The following is an 18,758-nucleotide window of genomic DNA, read 5'->3' as shown; positions in this document are numbered from 1 at the left end:
AATTTAATAGAATGCGCGCCTGATTTTATGACTCGGCCGGCTCGGTCCGCCGACAACAGCAGTAGAGGGCAGTAAGCGCATGCACAATGGCACTACCATTACGCAGTTCATCATCGAAGAACAACGCAAGATTGAAGGCGCCACCGGCGACTTCACATCACTCCTGAACGACATCGTGACCGCCTGCAAGGTCATCTCGAACATGGTGAACAAGGGCGAGCTGATCGGCGTGCTCGGTTCGGCTGGCAGCGAGAACGTTCAGGGCGAGACACAGAAGAAGCTCGACATCATCACCAACGAGGTGTTCCTGAAGTCGAACGAGTGGGCCGGCCACCTGTCCGCCATGGCGTCCGAAGAGATGGACGACATCTACGAAATCCCCAATCAATATCCGCGCGGCAAGTACCTGCTGACGTTCGACCCGCTCGACGGCTCATCGAACACCGACGTCAACGTTTCGGTCGGCACGATCTTCTCGATCTTGCGTTGCCCCGGTGAGCGCGTCTGCCCGAATAAGGATGCCTTCCTGCAGCCGGGCACCCAGCAGGTGGCTGCCGGCTATGCGCTGTACGGTCCGTCGACCATGATGGTATTGACCACCGGCAACGGCGTGAATGGTTTCACCCTTGATCAGGATATCGGTGAATTCATCCTCACCCATCCGAACATGACGATCCCGCAGAGCACCCGCGAGTTCGCGATCAACGCCTCGAACATGCGCTTCTGGGAGCAGCCGGTGAAGCGCTACGTCGACGAGTGCCTGGCCGGTGCCGAAGGCCCGCGTGGCGAAGACTTCAACATGCGCTGGATCGCCTCGATGGTTGCCGAGGTGCATCGAATTCTGACCCGCGGCGGCATCTTCATGTACCCGATCGACGAAAAGATGAAAGCCAAGGGTACCGGCGGCAAGCTGCGCCTGATGTACGAAGCAAACCCGATGAGCTTCGTCGTCGAGCAGGCCGGCGGCATGTCGAGCACCGGCCGTCAGCGCATCATGGAGGTTCAGCCGGACGATCTGCACCAGCGCGTGCCGGTCATTCTCGGCTCCAGCGAAGAGGTCGAACGCGTGGTCGGCTACCACTGCGACTAGGCGGTACTCGGTAGATGAGAAAAACGGGCCCCGGTGGCCCGTTTTTTTGTTTTTGTGCCGGGTAGTCGGGTACACTCTGGGCTCCGGATCGACCGGTACGACCGTCACCAAGTCATAACAAAGGCGGCGGCCGCTCGATGACAAACCGGTACCATTGTTGACTCGAATCCACCGCAACGACTGCGGACGCTGGAGCAAACCTCGGGCGGGGTGTGTCCGTGCCAAACACCTGTCGCTCGATCCAGGCATTGCCCGGTGTTGGCGTCGTCGGTGCAAACATGGGGGAACCAGTGCTGACGAAAGCCAGCGCGATGTGCTGCCGCGCGAGCACGGAAGAGCGGCAGTGCCCTGCATACGCTGATATGCAGACACACACGAAGGACCGATCGACTTCCCGCAACGGGAGGGCTGTATGACGTCGACCGACGGGGCATTGAACGAGATCCGGCGTCCGTTCGTTGGTACCAGCCTGTGGATCCCGATGCTGTTGATGCTCGCTGCCTGCGGCGCGATCGTCTATTACGGTTACCTGTTGGCCAGCACGGTCGAGATGTCCGCGGTGTTTGGCGCGCGCTCACAGGCCGACCTGACGGCACGTGAGATCACCGGCTTCATCCAACGCGAGCAGGAGAGGCTTAACGCCTTCGTTGACGAAAAGCACGGCGTCATCACCGAGATCCTCGCCTTTCACGACAACTATCCGGCCATCGATGCCTTGCAGACCAGCGTCAAGCGCATGTTTCCCGGCGCATTCGCGTTCAGCATCACCGACACCGACGGCAAACCGCTGTTCGAGGACTTCGAAGGACTCGTCGGCCCGATCTGCCAGCAGGCGATGCATGAGTATGCGCTGGCGCTGCGTGAAAACGATGCGCCGTCGGCAATCCCCCCCATTCATCCGGTTCCTGATGCCTACCACTTCGACCTGATCACGCCGTGGTCGGTGGAAGACGGCAATCACGGCCTGTTTTTCGTCAGTATGTCGCCGAGCCGCGTTGCCGAGATCCTTGCCATCGGTGAGCAGCACTCGGGGATGCGCATGTTGCTGGTCAACGCACGCGATCCGGGCCTGGTCGAGGTGACCGCGAGCGGCGCCCGCGACGTCTTGGGCAGTGAGATCCGCCTGTCGGATGAAGAACTGGCCGCCGACCATGTCACCTTGGATGTCGCGGGTACGCAGTGGCGTTTGCTCGTGACGCCGGATGTGGAGCAGATTGCCGAGTCGATTCACCAGATCTACGTCAACGTGGCTGCGTGGGTGGTGACCCTGTTGTTGATCAGTGCCGCCTTGTTGTTCGTGATTCGCCGCTTCGAACAACGCAACAGCACGGTGTTCATGCGCAGCCTGCAGGCGAGCGTCGGGCGCCAGCGGGCGATCCTGCAGTCCATGGTCGACGGCATGGTGACGATTGACGAGAAAGGCACGATCCGCGACGTCAACAACGCCATCACCGCGTTGTTCGGTTATGAACCGAACGAGCTGACAGGCGAGAACGTGAAGATATTGATGCCCGATCCGGATCGTTCAGCACACGATGGCTACCTGCACAATTATCTGGCGACCGGTGAAAGCAAGATTCTCGGTCGTGGCCGTGAGGTTATGGCCAGGCACAAGGACGGCCATGTGTTTCCGATTCTATTGACACTGGGTGAGTCATTCGAAGGCGATGAACGCATGTTCGTCGGCATACTGCACGACATGAGCGCCTACAACGAAGCCCAGCGGCAGATCGTTTCGCAGGCGATCGCGATCAAGCGCACGACGCAGGAACTGGAAGAGATCAGCCAGGTGGCGTCGAAGGATCTGCAGGCGCCCCTGCAGCGCATCGCAACCTTGAGTGAGGCCTTCGGTGCGGAACACGCCAGCTCGCTGAGCGGTTACGAACGCGCCCAGCTCCAGCACGTAACCGACGAGCTCAGAGACATGGGCGAACTGGTAAAAGGGCTGGCCGACTATGCGGGCACTCAGACCAGCGATTTCGAGACGGTCGATCTCGACGCAGTGCTCGCGGCGGTCAAGAAAGACCTGTCGTTGAACATCAAGGAGAGCGGCGCAACCATCAATGTCGAACCGCTGACGGTGGTGCGCGGTAATTCGCGTCAGCTACGCCAGGTGTTCTGGAACCTGCTCGACAATGCGATGAAGTTTCGCGATTCGTCGCGTCCGCCGCAGATCGATATCGGTATCGCCCCCGATGCCGAGACCGATGCGGAACACACGGACGGCAGCCGTGTGACCGTGCAGGTTCGTGACAACGGTTTGGGGATTCCGCAAGAGGCGTTCAGCATCGTGTTCGATGCCTTCCAGCGATTGCACCCGCGAGAGAGTTTTCCCGGCAATGGATTGGGACTCTCGCTGTGCCGCAAGATCGTCGAGGGGCTGAACGGGTCGATCCGTGTCACCAGTACCGTCGGGCAGGGCAGCATATTTTATGTGACCCTGATGCGTGCACCGGCCGACGTCGAAGACTAGTTGCCGACCCCGATCTGCTCATCCCAGTAGGGCCGTTCTCCGAAGCGGCCCGCAAGAAAGTCGGTGAAGGCCCGAACCCGTCTGGGCGTCAGACGCCCCGGCGGAAAAACGGCGTACATGTGCATCGGCTTTCGGCAGTAGTCGTCCAGGATCGTCACCAGCCTGCCGTCGGCGATCCAGTCGGCACAGGCGAACGTCGGCGTCGTGATGATACCCAGACCTGCGGCAGCGGCCGCGATCAGTACGTCACCGTTGTTGGCGCTGAAGCGGATGCCGGGGATCGTGGCATGCCTGCTGCCGACCTCGCTGCGAAACTCCCACGCCTGGCGTAACGTGACGTTGTTGTAGTGCAGGCCGACGTGCTGCGGCAACTCGTCGGGCGTTTGCGGCTCGCCGTGCTGTTCGATATAGCTCTGGCTGGCACAGGTTGCGAAGCGGATAGTGGTCAGCTGGCGGGCGATCAGCGTCGAGTCCTGTAGCTCACCGATGCGAATTGCCATGTCGAACCCTTCTTCGACCAAGTTGATCTCACGATCGTTGAGGTCCAGGTCCAGCTCGATGGCGGGGTGTGCGCACAGAAAATCATTGACCGCGCCGGTCATGTGGCGAAGCCCGAATGAGAGGGGGGCTGCGACCTTGAGCTTCCCACGCAGTTCAGTCGCTGCAGTCTCGAGGCTCTGCTCCGCCTCGTCGAGTTCGGCGAGGATGGCGACGGCGCGCTGGTAAAATTGGGTGCCGGCCGAAGTCAGGGATTGGCTGCGTGTGGTGCGTGCCAGCAATTGCGCACCCAGGTGTTTCTCCAGCAGGCTCACACGCCGGCTGACGACCGATTTGGTCGCGCCGAGGCGCTCTGCGGCCTTGCTGAAGCTGCCGGTATCGACAACGGCGACAAAGGCCTCGATGTTGGCGAATCGATCCATATTGTTGCAAATAATAGAACAGAGAAATACGAAAAACCCTATTTATTGCTCATCTTAAAACAATCAATCTCTTCTCAACGGCAGTGCACCGCGCTGCATCAACCCATGAGGCGCCGCGCAGGCGCAGCGGAGAGATGAATATGAGCAAGCCAATCCAACACGTTTTACGCATCGACAGCAGCGCGCGTCGCGATGGTTCGATATCGCGCGAGCTGGGCGACGAGATCGTCGAGCGGCTGGTCAAGGCCAACCCTGGCCTGACCGTCGTCACGCTCGACCTGGCGGACGGCGTCGCGCACATCGATGCCGACTGGGTGGGTGCCAATTTCACCGCAGTCGATGAGCGCACGTCGGCACAACGTGATCGGCTTGCCACATCGGACGATGCAATCGCTGCCGTGCTCAACGCCGATGCACTCGTGCTGACCGCGCCGGTCTATAACTTTTCCATACCATCGGTTCTCAAGGCGTGGATCGATCATATCTGCCGTGCGGGCAAGACATTCCGCTATACCGACAAGGGGCCGCTCGGCTTGGTCGGCGACAAACCGGTCTATCTGGCCATGGCTTCCGGCGGCGTTGAGTTCGGTGGCCCGGTCGATTTCGCCAGCACCTACCTGCGCCAGGTGTTCAGGTTCATCGGTATCGAGGATGTAAGGCTGATCGGTGCGGCCGGCGTTGCCGGAGACGCGGCAACGGCGAGGCAGTCCGCACTAAATACACTTGAACAATGGCTGCCGGCGCAGACCGGCGAAGCCGCTTAGGGAGGTTCGCAATGCACAATTCAGCTCAGCAGATCCAAACCAGTCGGCGCAAGGTAGCGCGTGTGGTCAAGGGTATGCCGACGTCGGACGGCGCCGGTGTGCGATTGACCCGGGTCATCGCCCAGCCGGCATTGCCCATGCTCGATCCTTTTTTGTTACTCGATGCGTTTCGGTCGGACCAGCCGGGCGACTACATCGCCGGTTTTCCACCGCATCCGCACCGCGGTTTCGAAACGGTCACCTATCTGTTGGCCGGCCGCATGCGACACCGCGACAGTACCGGGCGCGAAGGTGTGATCGAGAGCGGTGGCGTGCAATGGATGACCGCCGGCCGCGGTATCGTGCATTCCGAGATGCCGGAGCAGGAGCACGGCCTGCTCGAAGGTTTCCAGCTATGGGTGAACCTGCCGGCCGACAACAAAATGGATGCGCCCGGCTACCAGGAATATCCGGCGGCGCAGATACCCGTTGAGCAAAGGGACTCTGGCATCTTGGTGCACGTGATTGCCGGAGAGACGTCGCAAGGCACGCGCGGGCCCGTTGCGCAGCCGTTGACCGAGCCTTTGTATCTCGATGTCGAACTGCCGGCAAACACGGCATTCAGCGAGACGTTGCCGCGTGATCACAACGCCTTTATCTATGTCATCGATGGTGAGGTCGACATGCACGATATGGATGACAGCGAGCAGCGCCTGGGACGTGACAGCCTGGCGGTGTTGTCGCACGGCGATGAAGTAGCCGTCGCTACCCGCGATCAAGCGGCGCGTGTACTGCTGGTTGCCGGTAAGCCACTGAATGAACCGGTGGCGCGCGGTGGTCCGTTCGTTATGAACACCAAAGCGCAGATTCGCGAGGCGTATGAAGACTACGAAGCGGGTCGCTTCTGAACCGCTCCATGCAAGGCCGCACGTCGGCCTGCGTGAGCGATCTGAATTATCGGGAGAACAATATGGATCTGGGTATAGCCAACAAGCGCGCCTTTGTATCCGGCTCGACGGCCGGCATCGGACTGGCGATCGCGAAAGCACTGGCGATGGATGGCGCGCACGTCACCGTCAATGGTCGAACACAGGCACGCGTCGATGCAGCGATTGCCGCGATCAAGGATGCGGTAGCCGATGCAAGGGTCGATGGTATCGCCGCCGATCTTGGAGATCGCAAGGGTTGCGACCTGCTGATCGAGCAGTTGAGCGACGTCGATATCCTGGTCAACAATCTCGGCATCTTTGAGCCCAAGGCGTTTGCAGCGATCACCGACGAGGATTGGCAGCGCTTCTTCGAGGTCAATGTTCTGAGCGGTGTGCGTCTGTCACGTCACTATGTGGAAGGTATGCGGGCGCGCGATTGGGGTCGCATCGTGTTCATCTCCAGCGAGTCGGGCCTGCAGATTCCGAGCGAGATGATCCATTACGGTGTGACCAAGACGGCGCAGCTGGCCGTTGCCCGCGGTCTGGCGGAGTCACTCGCCGGCACCGGTGTGACAGTCAACAGCGTGTTGCCCGGCCCGACCTCGTCGGAAGGTGTCGGTGGGTTTGTTGCGCAACTCGCAAGCGAGCAGGGCACCGACGTGGCAACCGTCGAGAGGGAGTTCTTCGCGCACGCGCGGCCGTCGTCGGTGATCCAACGCTTCGCCGATGTCGACGAGGTGGCGTCGATGGTTGCCTATGTGTGTAGCGCGAGGGCATCGGCAACCACGGGTGCTGCCTTGCGCGTCGATGGCGGGGTTGTGCGTTCGATCGCCTGACCCAGGTCATGGCGGCGCACCGCAGGCCCTCGCAGCGGTGTGCTGTTTCGCTTACCCTTGACCCTCGATGTCGAAAGGAGCGAGGAGAGGCGATGAACGTGTGCACGCGTGCTGCTGCGATACTGACTTGTTCGATGATGCTGTTGGGTGGCTGTGCGACGCACAAGGCCGACGCGCCACCATCGCAGACCGCAGGCCCGCAGCCGCTCGACAGGGAGAGCCTCGTCTTGCTGGTCAATGACAAGACCGCCGAATGCCGCAAGGAGAAGGATCAGAGTCTGTGCACCAACTATTTCTCGGACGACGGTCGCTTCGTACGCCTGATGCATGAAGATGGTGCCAAACGCGAAGGCGTTTGGTTCGTCGATGACAGCGATCGGCTATGCATACTGTGGTCCGGCCGCATCAAACCGCTGTGTTTCCTGTTGTATGAGCAGGCGGACGGCAGCTACACGATGATCAAGAAAGGCAAACACATCTCGACCTTGCTCGACAGTGTCGACGGCAACCCCAAGGGTCTGTGACGCCAGCAACGCGGCGTCAGCGCGAGACCAGGGTTACCAGTCGCTCACCGCGGCGCAATTTGATCTGATAAACACGCCCGTCGGCAGCCTCTTCGAGGTCGTCGAGTGTGCGGGTGCGTGAACGGTTGATCTGAAAGATCACGTCGCCTTCGCGCAGCCCGCTGTTCCACGCATTGCTGTCTTCACGCACGCGGCCGACCGCGATGCCCGGATTGGTGCCGAGACTCGAATCGTCGACCACCTCGCCGAGCAGTGCACCGCGGAACTGGGGCGAGATGTCTTCACCGTCGACATAGTCTTTGAACGGGTCGGCAATCTGTGCGGTGAAGCGCCGCTTGCGGCCGTCGCGGTAGACGTCGAGTTCAGCGCGTTGACCGACACGCATCAAGGCAAGCTGCGTTTGCAGGTCGGTGGCCGTGATGATCGCCTGCTCATTGATGCGGGTGATCAGGTCGCCCGCCCGCAGGCCCGCGTCGGCCGCTGCCGAGCCCGGTTCGACACCGCTGACGACCGCACCGCGGGTCTGTGACGGTAGCTTCAGCGCTCGCGCCAGGTCCGGGGTCAGGTTCTGCACCGTGATGCCGAAGGTGCCACGCTGGATGCCGCCAAACTCGACGATTTGGCGCTTGATTGCCTCGGCCATGTTGACCGGGATGGCGAAACCGATGCCGACGTTGCCACCACTGGGCGCCAGGATTGCGGTATTGATGCCGACCAGTTCGCCGCGCAGATTGACCAGTGGGCCGCCTGAGTTACCCGGGTTGATCGACGCGTCGGTCTGAATGAAATTTTCGAAGCCTTCAATACCGAGCCCGCTGCGGCCGAGTGCGCTGACGATGCCGGAGGTCACGGTCTGCGTCAGTCCGAACGGATTGCCGATGGCGACCACGAAATCGCCGACCCGCAGCTCGTTGGAATCGGCGATGGGCAGGGCGGTCAGGTCTTCGGCCGGGATGCGCAACAGGGCGACGTCCGTTTCCGGGTCGGCGCCAAGCAGTTCGGCGACCAGCTCACGGCCATCGTGCAGCGTCACGCGTATCTCGTCGGCTTTTTCGATCACGTGATTGTTGGTCAACACGTAGCCGCGGCGGGCATCGACGATCACGCCCGAGCCCAGACTCTGGCTGCGCTTACGCTGCGATTCCCGGGGCAGTTCGAAAAAGCGGCGAAAGAAAGGGTCGCGCATCAAGGGATGGTCTTCGGCGCGCATCAGGTTCACGGTCGAGATGTTGACCACTGCGGGCGTCACCTTCTCGAGCATCGGCGCCAGGCTCGGCAGGGGTTCGCCGTTTACCGCGGCAGGCAGCGCGGCATAGGTCGGCAGCGTGCCGACAATAAGAACAAGCGATGTCAGTAGTCGTGTGATGGTTCGCATGGCTACTTCGTCAACACAGAGATCCCCCGGCAGAGATACCGGGGGATACGTTGGGGACAGGTTTGATTATGCGACTTTGGTATCGACCTTGTCGGTGTTATCCACCTGGCTTTCGATCAGTCGGTCGTCCTGGCCGCGAATCTCGATGCGGCGCGGTTTCATTGCCTCGGGCACTTCACGTGCGAGGTCGACATGCAGCAGGCCGTCCTTGAGTTCAGCGCCGTTCACGCGCACGTAATCGGCAAGCTGGTAGGTGCGCTCGAAGTTGCGCTTGGCGATGCCGTGATGCAGAAACTTGCGATCGGCGACGTCGGCCTTCTTCTTGCCCGTTACCTTGAGCAGGTTGTTGCGCGTTTCGATGTCGATCTCATCGGCACTGAAACCGGCAACAGCCATGGTGATTCGGTATTGATCCTCACCGGTCAACTCGATGTTGTAGGGAGGGTAGCCGCCCGCGTCGGCCCGGTTGGCGGTTTCAAGCGCGTCGGCGAGACGGTCAAAACCGATGGCGGTGCGGAAAAGCGGCGAAAAATCAAATGCGTTCATGGTGTTTTGTCCTCTTCAATCAAGCAACAAAGGTTGGTTTGGCGTTCAAAGAACCGCCGTTGTGCGGACCCGTTCGGCGTCCGTTGGCCCAGACATAGGGGCGCTTTGCCGGGATTCAAGAGGGCGGATTTGCCTGCGAGGAGGGAGGTTTTTTGTACCGGCGCACGGCGGCTTTCTCAAGCTCCACCAGCCACAGCACCGACGACGCGACCAGCGTGATGAGCGCCCAGGTCTGCAGGTCGATCGACGTCGTGCCGAACAGTGATTGCATCACGGGGAGGTAAGTGAAGGCGAGTTGAAACAGTACCAGCAGGCCGACTGCCCCGAGCACGTAGCGATTGCCGAGCAGGCCGCGCGCGTTCAGCACCGAGTGCACGATGTAGCGTGAGTTGAACAGGTAGAAGATCTCGAACATCACCAGCGTGTTGACCGCAATCGTGCGTGCATGCTCGACGCTGCCGTTGGCCTGCATGTCCCACATGAACAGGCCGAATGTGCCGACGACCAGGATCAACGAAACGAACAGGATACGCCATAGAAACAGCCGACTGAGCACCGGTTCGCGCGGGTCGCGCGGTGCACGTTGCATGATGCCGTGTTCGGGCGGTTCGAAAGCCAATGCCAAGGCGAGCGTAGCCGCGGTGATCATGTTCACCCACAGTATCTGCACCGGGGTCAATGGAAACTGTTCGACGCCTAACAGAATCGCGGTCAGTATCACCAATGCCTCGCCACCGTTGGTCGGCAGTATGAACAGGATCGCCTTGCGCAGATTGTCATACACCGTGCGGCCTTCCTTGACCGCATTGACGATGGTCGCGAAGTTGTCGTCGGTGAGCACCATCTCGGCCGAGTCCTTGGCTACCTCGGTGCCGCTGCGTCCCATCGCCACACCGACATCGGCACGACGCAATGCCGGGGCATCGTTGACGCCGTCGCCGGTCATCGCAACTACGCGGCCGTGGGCCTGCAGGTGCTGAACCAGGCGTAGTTTGTGCTCCGGGCTGACGCGCGCATAGATGTCGACGCGTTCCACCTGCTCTGCAAGGGTCGCGTCATCCATCTCTTCGAGTTGGCTGCCGCTCAATATCTCATCGGTGTTCTGCAGGCCGACCTGGCGGGCGATTGCCCCGGCGGTCACCCGATGGTCGCCGGTGACCATCTTGACCCGTATGCCTGCCTGTTGGCAGGTCGCGACTGCCTCGATCGCGGCCGCACGCGGTGGATCGATCAGGCCGCATAGGCCGAGCAGAACCAGCCGATCTTCCACATCGGCAAAGGTTAGTTCGACGGGATGCTGATCGAGCCGGCGCTCGGCGATGGCGAGCACACGGTAGCCTTGCGAGCCGAGGTTCTCGACATGCCGTTCCCAGGCTTCGATAGCGATCGGTATGGCTCCCTGCACCGACCACGTATGGCTGCAGCGTTTCAGCAGTTGTTCCGGTGCGCCTTTGATCAACACAATCGATTCGCCGTCGTGGCTGTGGTGCAGGGTCGCCATGAACTGGTGCGCGGCATCGAACGGGATGAGGTCGGTCCTGGGCCATTGTCGGCCGGTCAGCACGGGATTGAGCCCGGCCTTGATGGCCGCGACGGACAACGCCGCCTCCATCGGGTCGCCCTGGATATGCTGACCTTCTTCGTCCTGCACGATGTCTGCGTCGTTGCACAACAACATGGCGCGCAGCATCTGCATTGCGCCTTCGTGCGCCGCCACGTCGTAGTCTTTGTCCGCCGCCGTGAAAGCGCCGCGCAGGTCGTACCCGCTGCCGCTGATATCCAGTTGCACGTCGGGCAGCATCAGCGTGCGCACTGTCATTTCATTGCGTGTCAGTGTGCCGGTCTTGTCCGAACAGATCACCGAGACGGTCCCCAACGTTTCGACCGCCGGCAGACGACGGATGATGGCATTGGCGGCCGCCATGCGTTGTACACCGATGGCGAGCGTGATGGTCATGATCGCCGGCAGGCCTTCGGGGATGGCTGCAACCGCGAGCCCGACCGCGGCGAGGAACATCTCGGCAGCGGTATAGCCGTGTACGGCAATGCCGAATGCGAACGCGATGGCCGCGATCAACACGATGGCCAGCGTCAGCCAGCGGCCGAAGCTGGCCATCTGTCGCAACAAGGGGGTAGTGAGTTGCTCGACGCGCGCGACCAGCGCACTGATCAATCCGAGTTCGGTACGCGCGCCGGTGGCGGTGACGACGCCGACACCCTGTCCGGCGGTGATCAAGGTGCCCGAATACGCCATGCACACACGGTCGCCGAGTACTGCGTGTTCGGCGCAGGGTGTCACGGTCTTCTCGACCGGCACCGATTCGCCGGTGAGCGCGGCCTCGTCGATGCGCAATCCCTTGGCCTGCAGCAGGCGCACGTCGGCAGCGATCTTGTCGCCGGCCTGCAACGGAACGATGTCACCCGGTACGATGTCTTCGGCATCGAGCGTTATGCGGGTGCCGTCACGCAACACCAGCGCGCGGGCAGACAGCATGTTGCGGATGGCCGACAGAGCGTCTTCTGCCTTGCCCTCCTGCACGTAACCGATCACCGCGTTGACGATGACCACACCGATAATCACCGCGGCGTCCACCCAGTGTTGCAGTAGCAGGGTCACCAGACCGGCCACCAGCAGCACGTAGATCAGCACGTTGTGAAATTGGGCGAGAAAGCGCATCAAGCGGCTGCGCGATTTTGCCTCAGGCAGCCGGTTCGGACCGCATTGTTCGCGACGCTCTCGTGCCTGTTGCCCGGTCAGGCCGCTGGCACGCGTGTCCAGCTCGGTCAATACGGCTTCGACCGGCATCGCATGCCAGTGAGGCGTGAGTGGGGCATTGTCCGATACAACAGCCATGATGCGCTTGGCTCGTTCGACTTGGGCCGGTCGGCGACCGGCGACGGTAATTCAGAGCCAGCGGACCAGGTAATAGATGCGCTGGCTTTCCGACGACACTGATGGCCCGTAGACCACGGCCGGGTGCAGGTTGTGGGCGCTGTCGGCGGCGTCTTTTGCCGCCTGCTCTGTTGCAACGATGTCGACGCAACCTTCGGGATAGCGTTTGCGCGATTTGCGCGGCGTCTTGATTAGCGCAAACCGCTCCTGCAGCGAAGTGGATTCCGGGTCAACAATGACGTGTGGCATGGCTTGATAGTAACACCGGCCCGATAGCCGCGCAGCCGGCGGCCTGCCGTGGCTTTACACGGGGGTTTCCATGGCATCCGGCGCGTAATCCCATACCCGCCAGTCGGCGAACAACGGGAAGTACAGCGCCAGGCGGATCGGGCGTTGCTCGAGCAGGTGAACAATCTGGCCGTAGTTTTCGAGCTGCGCGCGGTAGCGTTCGAGTTCCTGGTCGAGGAAGGCATCGCGGTCGTCCTCGAGATGTTCACCGGTCTTGTAGTCGATGATCCAGCGAATGCCCTGGTCATCGACGAAGGTGCGGTCGATCACGTAGTGGGCGATACGTTCGGCGCGTACCGTCAGCGGCCATTCGCAGGCAGCTTCTGGATGATCGCCCAATATCCAGCGGCCGGTTTCATCGTGTAGCGTCTGGCGCAAGGCGCGCAGCGTCTTGTCGGTAGCGCGCTCGAGTTCTTCGGCGTCGACGCCCAAGTTGCTCAAGCCGCGACGCACCGTGGCAGTCATCGCGTCGATGCGTTCCACGGGCCAGTGTGCGAGTCCTTCGTTGGCGATGCGTTCAAGGTAGCGGTGAACCAGGGTGCCGACGTGGCGCGCAGTATCGCCGGCCCATGAAAACTCGATCGCCTGCGGCTGCTCGGTTGACGCCGTCGCCGCCGACGCAGCGGTAGGTTCGCTGTTGAACGAGACCTGCCAGTCGGCTGGCAGGCGCTTGAGTTCCTGTAGCGGGATATCCTCGACGTCGGCAACACTCGGCGGCTGTTGCAGCTCTTCGAACGCGGGTTGCACAACCGGCCACAGCTTTTCCAGCAAAGAACCGGAAGTTGGTTTCTCGGCGATGCCCTTGTTGCTGACGGCGAGATGACCCAGCAGGTGCAGGCGGCGCTTGGCGCGGGTTGCCGCGACGTACAGCAGACGCGCCTGCTCCAGGCGATCCTTGTCTTTATCGAGGTCGCGCAGGTAGTCCGAGATCGGCTCGTGGTCTTGCGTGGCGGCACGGATCGGCGCCATCAGCAATTGGCTGCTGCCGTCATCGGCGGTGCGCTCCAACCAATACAGCAATTCGCTGTTGTTGCCGCGGGTACTGCGACCCAGCCCGGGCAGGATGACGGTATCGAACTCCAGGCCCTTCGATTTGTGCATGGTCATTAGTTGTACCCGGCCGTCGGCCTGGGTGTCCGGCGATGCATATAGGCTGTCCAGGGCATCGTCGAGTACGGCGAAATCCAGCAGCCCGCCGGCCTGCTCATGTTGGTCTAGCAGTTGCAGGTAGGCCTGGGCATCGGCATCGGCGTTGCTGCCGGCGGCGGCCAGGCCGCCCAATGACAACCAGATCGATTCGACCCATTGGCGCAGGGGCCTGCGCCCACGTGCCGGCAGCTGCGGGTCGAGCAGGCGCAATAGACGTTCGATGCGCCGCCGACCATCGGTGCTCAGCGCACTGCGCAAGGCCTGGTCCCTTAGCCGCGCCGGCATGCTGCGGTTCGACGACTCGGCCAGCACCAGCAGATCGTTCAGTTCGATGCCCACCCAGGGTGCACGCAGAACAACCAGCCAGGAGAGTCGGTCGGCGGAATGCAGCAGCGCCCGGGTCAAGGCATGCAGATCGCGTACGACCGGTTGCTGTCCCAGTGGAAACACGTCGACCGCCTGAAAGCCGACGCCCGCGCACCTTAATGCATCGGCGATTGGATAGAGGTGACTGCGCGCGCGTGCCAGCACGGCGACCTGTCCATCGTCGGTCTGGCGCAATGCCTGGCGAATGAGTTCGACGACCTGTGCTGACTCGGCCTGGCGATCGTCACCAACGTGAGGGTGTATCTGTACCGCTTCGCCATCTTCGTCTGCCGAGCCGTCGGCGAAGGCAGTCGCAGGTGAGTAGGGGACAGCGCCACGGCCGACGTCGGTCGTTGCCGGCAGAACCGTGGGAAAACCGTCGTTCACCCAGTCCACGATGCCGCGGGTCGAACGAAAGTTGACGCTTAAGGTCAGCGGCTGCAGTTTCAATTGGCCGATGCCGTGTTCACGCGCTGCGAGGTACAGGCCGACTTCGGCTTCGCGGAAGCGGTAGATCGATTGCATTGGATCACCAACCGCGAACAGCGTACGACCATCGTCGTTCTGCCAGCCGGCGGTCAGCGTCGCGAGCAGCCGATACTGGCTGCTTGAGGTGTCCTGAAACTCGTCGACCAGCAGGTGCTGTAGACGATAATCGAGCGCCAGGGCCAGATCGGTCGGCGCTTCCGGGTCACCGAGTGCACGTTGCGCGCGCAACTGGATCTCGACGAAGTCGACCTCGCCGTGTTCTTCAAAGACCAGTTGCAGTTCGGCGGCAGCATGCAGCAGTACATGAAACAGGCTGCGCAGTACCTGTTGTTGCGCGGCGTCGGGTCCGTGTCGTGGCAGGCTGCGCACACCAGCCCAAAGGCGCAACAGCTCGTGATCGTCGGTCAACCGCGCGGCGAGTGACTTGATGTCGTGCTTTGCTTGTGTGCGAGCCTGCTTGGCATCGGCATCCAGGCCTTTCTCGCTGGGCGCCGGAAAGCCTTGTTTGTTGGTCCAGCTTTTGCGCGGTTCGTTCTGCGCCGTCAGCAGCAGTTCGGCAAGACCCAGCCACTTTGCCAGATCCGGCCAGCCGGGTGTGGGCAGCGTGTCATCGTCGGCCCACGGTGCCAACGGTGACGACGCTGCGCTGTCGGCCTTGCGCAGGTTCAATGCGGCCTGTTGCGCAAGGAGCGCGAGTTGATGCAACCAGTCGGCGGGACACGCAGTGATCAACCTCGCCAGGTGATCGGTGACGGCGTCGCGCAGGGCGTCTTCGATCGTCTCACCGTCCGGCGACGACAAGGCGTGCGTCAGCCATTGGTCACGCCGCGACAGCATGCGGCACAGCAGTGTCTCGAGTTGTTCCTGGCGACTGTCGAGGTGGATCAGCAGGCGCTCGATGTGATCGCCCAGCGCCGGCTCGTCGAGCATGCGCAGCGTAGCGCGGGCGGCGGCCTGGTAGAACGGTTCGGCATGCTCGGTGGTTGCGGGGGCTGCACCTAACTCGCTGAGCAACGGCATCTGGCGCGCCAGCGCGTGGCTCAGGCTGTCGAAGGTCTGGATGCGCAGGCGGTTGGGGTTGTCGGTCAGCTGCCAATCGAGTTCGGTGTCGCGCGCCAACACATCGCGCGCCAGCGCCCAGGTCGTTCGCCGGTGCGCTTCGTCCGGCTCATCGCTACGTGCCAGCTCGAGCGCCGCCACGATGCGGTTGCGCATCTCGGCAGCGGCCTTGCGGGTGAAGGTGATCGCGTAGATCTCTTCCGGGTGCTTGACGATCGCCAACAGCCGCAGATAGCGCTGGGTCAGCAGCTCTGTCTTGCCCGAGCCGGCCGGCGCCTGCACGATGAACGAGTCGTCGATGTTTAGCGCGCGGCTGCGCTGATCCTGATCGGCTACGTGCACTTCAGGCATCGTCTTCTCCGAGCATCTCCTGAACCCGGCACAGGTCGCCGTACGGGCAATAGCTGCACGCCTGGGGCGATGGTGTTGCATCGGCGCGGCCGTGCCGGATCTCGTCGGCAAGATTTGCCAGGGCCCATCGCCAGTGGTCCAGCAGGGTCGACCAGTCGGTTTCCTCTTCGTAATTCTGCGGTGTGATGACACCCTGCGCGAATCCTTCATTGCGACTGACACCGACGAAGCTGCAGCCGGCCTGGTCGCGACGCACGCGCGCCAGCAGGGCGGCGCTGACCTCGCCGTCGCTGTGCAGGCAGTACAAGGGCACCTGCGGCTCGGTGACGCGGTCATCGAACCAACCGCTGTTGTTCACCTGCCGCCCGGTCTTGTAGTCGATCACCGCCAGCGTGCCATCGGCCAGTCGGTCGATGCGGTCGGTGCGCGTGTGCAGGCGCAGCTCGCCGAGTTCGACGAGCTGCGATTGCTCCAGTTGCTCGACGCAGAATGGCTGACTGCGCGAGCGTTCGCTGTTCAACCAGTCGATCAGTAGGTGGGTCAAACGTTGCGTTTCGATGGCCTGAAAGCGTGGTGAGAACAGGTCGGGTCGCCGCCGTCCCAGGTCTGCCAGCGTGGCCTGGGCGAGTGGCACGATGAGATCGCGCAGCGATGCGTCGTCGTGCTGTGCGAGCGTTGCCGAGTCGTGCAGTTGCTGCCAAACGCGCTGCAACAGGTCGTGCACCAGGTTGCCGACGATGGCGGCATCGACGTTGAACGAGGCCTCGGCCAAGGGTCGCGCAGCGAGGCGAAAACGTGCGACCGCTTGGAATGGGCAGTTTGCCTGTGCGGCGAGCAAGGCCGCGCCGCCGCGCTGTTCGCTGGGCGGGCGTCGCAAGGCCTTGTCGGGCAATGGCAGCAGGCCGTCGTGCTGGGCGCAGGCATCGCGCAAGCTAGCGCGTAAGTCGCCGACGAGTTCACTGGCGTCGATCGACGGCCAATCCCTGATCAGCGGACTGGCGCGCTGCTCGCGATCGCCGCACTGACGGGCGTGGCTGGCAATGACCAACGGGGCGCTGTGGCACAGACGTTCGGTGAGTCGTCGGGCGAACGCGAGCTCGCGTGACGCCGACGCATTCGGCATGTCGAGTTCGCGTTGCAAGGCCGCCGGTAGCAGCGGGTTGGGTTGCGGTGATGCCGGCCAGGTCTGATCGTCGAGACCCAGCAACCAGATTGCATCGAAATCCATGCCGGCCGCTTCGAGGCCGCCGAGTATCTGGATCGGTGTTGCCGGTGACTGCGGTTGGAAGACGGTATCGTGCGTGAGCGTCCGCAGCTGCGTAAGCGCATCCGTCAGGCTCATCGACGGCTGTACCTTGCCGAGTGCTGCGAACTCACTGAAGACGCGTTTGAAGCGTTCGTGTTGTTGATACTCGTGACTGTCGAGCGTCTGCTCGCCGGGCCAGCCGAGTATGCCGAGAAGCGCCTGAAGATGGCCGACCCATTGGTTGGGCGAGCAGCGTCTCGGCAGCTGGTCATGAAACTCGACGAGCTTGGCCAGACGAGACAGCAGGTCTGCGCAGTGTCTGTAATCCGTGACGTCAAAACCGCCCAAACGAAACTGCAGGCGCTCCACGCTGATGCGCGGTAGACCGTCATCGCGCAATGCCGCATCGAACAGGGCGCGGTTCTCCCATTCGGACGCATAGCCGCCGAGAAATGGGCTGCGCAGCAACTGCCCGATGTCGTTCAGCGCGTGCTCGCGGGTGAGCAACGTCAGCGCGAGCAATGCATGAGCCGCCAGCGGACGTTCGTCCAGCGGTTCACCCAGCGACAGGTTGAACAGCGCCTGCGCGTCGCCGCCTGTGGCGAGATAGTGCTGCGGCGTCAGTGTCTCGGCGAAGATGCGCTGCAGGTCTTGTCGTTGCTCGCTGATCCGCGGCGACACGATGCCGATGCGCACATTGGCATCACTCGCCAGCCGTTGTTTGGCCCATTGCGCGGCCAGTCGTATCTCAGCTTCGCTGTCGTCGGCGGTGAGGCGAGTGCGTTCGAATGTTCGCGCCGGTTCGAGGTGTTCGACGATCTCGGTGTTTCGTTGACGCAATCGCTCGAACAACTGTTGTTGTGCGGGCGACAAGGTATCGAAGCCGCTGTAGACCAGTCGTGCAGGTGAGTTCAGCACCTGTTCGTCGAAGGCGGCGGTAATCAGTGGCAGCAGCGCAGCCGCACTGATCAGTGCGTGCTCGCTCAATGCGGTTTGAAACCGTTCGCGCCATTCGAGGAAGGTCGACAGTTCTTCGCCGCCACTCGACTTCAGCCGGGCCTCGTCGAGTTGCCAGTCGGCGATCAGCAGATGGGCTGCCTGTGCCTGGCGGGCAGCGGCCGCGGCGCGCAGCAGCTGGGGTTGATTCTGCGCGCGGCTGGATTGTTCGACGATGTTTTCCCAGAGCAGGCGTTCCTGGTTGGCATCCAGGAGGTCGGCACTGGTGAAGCCGCTATCGAGCAAGTGCTCGTAACAACGCGTCAGCCAGGCGTTCCACGGCAGGATGTCGGCCGAGGGCCAGACGCGCAACCCGGATTCCGACTGCAGCCTGTCGTAACGTGCGCGCAGCTCGACGGCCAGGCGGTTGTTGACGGTCAGCAGGGTCGTGTTGCCGTCGAGGTCGGCAAGCGTCCAGGTCACGATGGATCCGATAGGCGGTGCATGTCGGCCTAGGCTAACAGAACACCGGGCCGGATTGATTG

At 62.2% G+C, this 18,758-nt stretch carries 13 protein-coding genes; 6 read left to right on the top strand and 7 right to left on the bottom strand.

The genetic code is table 11. From position 1 onward, the window contains the following. The first annotated feature begins 79 nt into the window (after window positions 1–79). Window positions 80–1,090: a class 1 fructose-bisphosphatase gene (locus B1781_RS16065; RefSeq protein ID WP_078120627.1), complete on the top strand. Its 1,011-nt coding sequence runs from the start codon at window positions 80–82 to the stop codon at window positions 1,088–1,090. A 412-nt stretch (window positions 1,091–1,502) separates the two neighbouring features. Further along, window positions 1,503–3,563, top strand: a complete 2,061-nt coding sequence (locus B1781_RS16060; RefSeq protein WP_078120626.1) for a sensor histidine kinase — start codon at window positions 1,503–1,505, stop codon at window positions 3,561–3,563. Here B1781_RS16060 and B1781_RS16055 read toward each other — a convergent pair. Continuing rightward, complete coding sequence (locus tag B1781_RS16055; protein WP_078120625.1) at window positions 3,560–4,483, bottom strand: LysR family transcriptional regulator; 924 nt, start codon at window positions 4,481–4,483, stop codon at window positions 3,560–3,562. The two genes, B1781_RS16060 and B1781_RS16055, sit on opposite strands and share 4 nt — an antisense overlap. A 140-nt stretch (window positions 4,484–4,623) precedes the next feature. On the opposite strand from B1781_RS16055, the gene B1781_RS16050 reads away from it, so the two are divergent. The 4 genes from B1781_RS16050 (at window position 4,624) to B1781_RS16035 (ending at window position 7,515) form a co-directional block, all read left to right on the top strand. Further along, window positions 4,624–5,247 carry an FMN-dependent NADH-azoreductase gene (locus tag B1781_RS16050; RefSeq protein WP_078122100.1) on the top strand — a complete coding sequence of 208 codons (624 nt, stop codon included), beginning with the start codon at window positions 4,624–4,626 and terminating at the stop codon, window positions 5,245–5,247. A gap of 11 nt (window positions 5,248–5,258) precedes the next feature. Further along, a complete protein-coding gene (locus tag B1781_RS16045; protein WP_078120624.1) occupies window positions 5,259–6,134 on the top strand; it encodes a pirin family protein in 876 nt (291 codons plus the stop codon). Between the two features lie 62 nt (window positions 6,135–6,196). Then, on the top strand, window positions 6,197–6,991 hold the full coding sequence (locus B1781_RS16040; RefSeq protein ID WP_078122099.1) for an SDR family NAD(P)-dependent oxidoreductase: 795 nt from the start codon (window positions 6,197–6,199) through the stop codon (window positions 6,989–6,991). A gap of 92 nt (window positions 6,992–7,083) precedes the next feature. After that, a complete protein-coding gene (locus tag B1781_RS16035) occupies window positions 7,084–7,515 on the top strand; it encodes a hypothetical protein (protein ID WP_078120623.1) in 432 nt (143 codons plus the stop codon). Between the two features lie 16 nt (window positions 7,516–7,531). Here the strand turns inward: B1781_RS16035 and B1781_RS16030 are convergent, their stop codons facing one another. The 6 genes from B1781_RS16030 to B1781_RS16005 form a co-directional block, all read right to left on the bottom strand. Beyond that, window positions 7,532–8,890 (bottom strand): DegQ family serine endoprotease, encoded by a 1,359-nt coding sequence (locus tag B1781_RS16030; RefSeq protein ID WP_078120622.1) that lies wholly within the window; start codon window positions 8,888–8,890, stop codon window positions 7,532–7,534. 66 nt (window positions 8,891–8,956) lie between these two features. After that, window positions 8,957–9,436 (bottom strand): Hsp20 family protein, encoded by a 480-nt coding sequence (locus B1781_RS16025; protein WP_078120621.1) that lies wholly within the window; start codon window positions 9,434–9,436, stop codon window positions 8,957–8,959. A gap of 115 nt (window positions 9,437–9,551) precedes the next feature. Beyond that, window positions 9,552–12,290: a cation-transporting P-type ATPase gene (locus tag B1781_RS16020; protein ID WP_078120620.1), complete on the bottom strand. Its 2,739-nt coding sequence runs from the start codon at window positions 12,288–12,290 to the stop codon at window positions 9,552–9,554. Between the two features lie 51 nt (window positions 12,291–12,341). Continuing rightward, a complete protein-coding gene (locus B1781_RS16015; protein ID WP_078120619.1) occupies window positions 12,342–12,578 on the bottom strand; it encodes a hypothetical protein in 237 nt (78 codons plus the stop codon). 54 nt (window positions 12,579–12,632) lie between these two features. Next, window positions 12,633–16,031 carry a UvrD-helicase domain-containing protein gene (locus B1781_RS16010; protein WP_125932128.1) on the bottom strand — a complete coding sequence of 1,133 codons (3,399 nt, stop codon included), beginning with the start codon at window positions 16,029–16,031 and terminating at the stop codon, window positions 12,633–12,635. Beyond that, the gene (locus B1781_RS16005) at window positions 16,024–18,696 is read right to left on the bottom strand and encodes a PD-(D/E)XK nuclease family protein (protein ID WP_164513424.1); all 2,673 of its coding nucleotides are present in this window, start codon (window positions 18,694–18,696) and stop codon (window positions 16,024–16,026) included. The genes B1781_RS16010 and B1781_RS16005 overlap by 8 nt, the downstream gene beginning before the upstream one ends. Window positions 18,697–18,758: the final 62 nt, after the last annotated feature.

It is taken from the genome of Thiosocius teredinicola, assembly GCF_002009425.1.
GTDB lineage: Bacteria > Pseudomonadota > Gammaproteobacteria > Chromatiales > Chromatiaceae > Thiosocius > Thiosocius teredinicola.
Note: the sequence above shows the minus strand (reverse complement) of the source record. Positions and strands in the feature narration are given on the sequence as shown.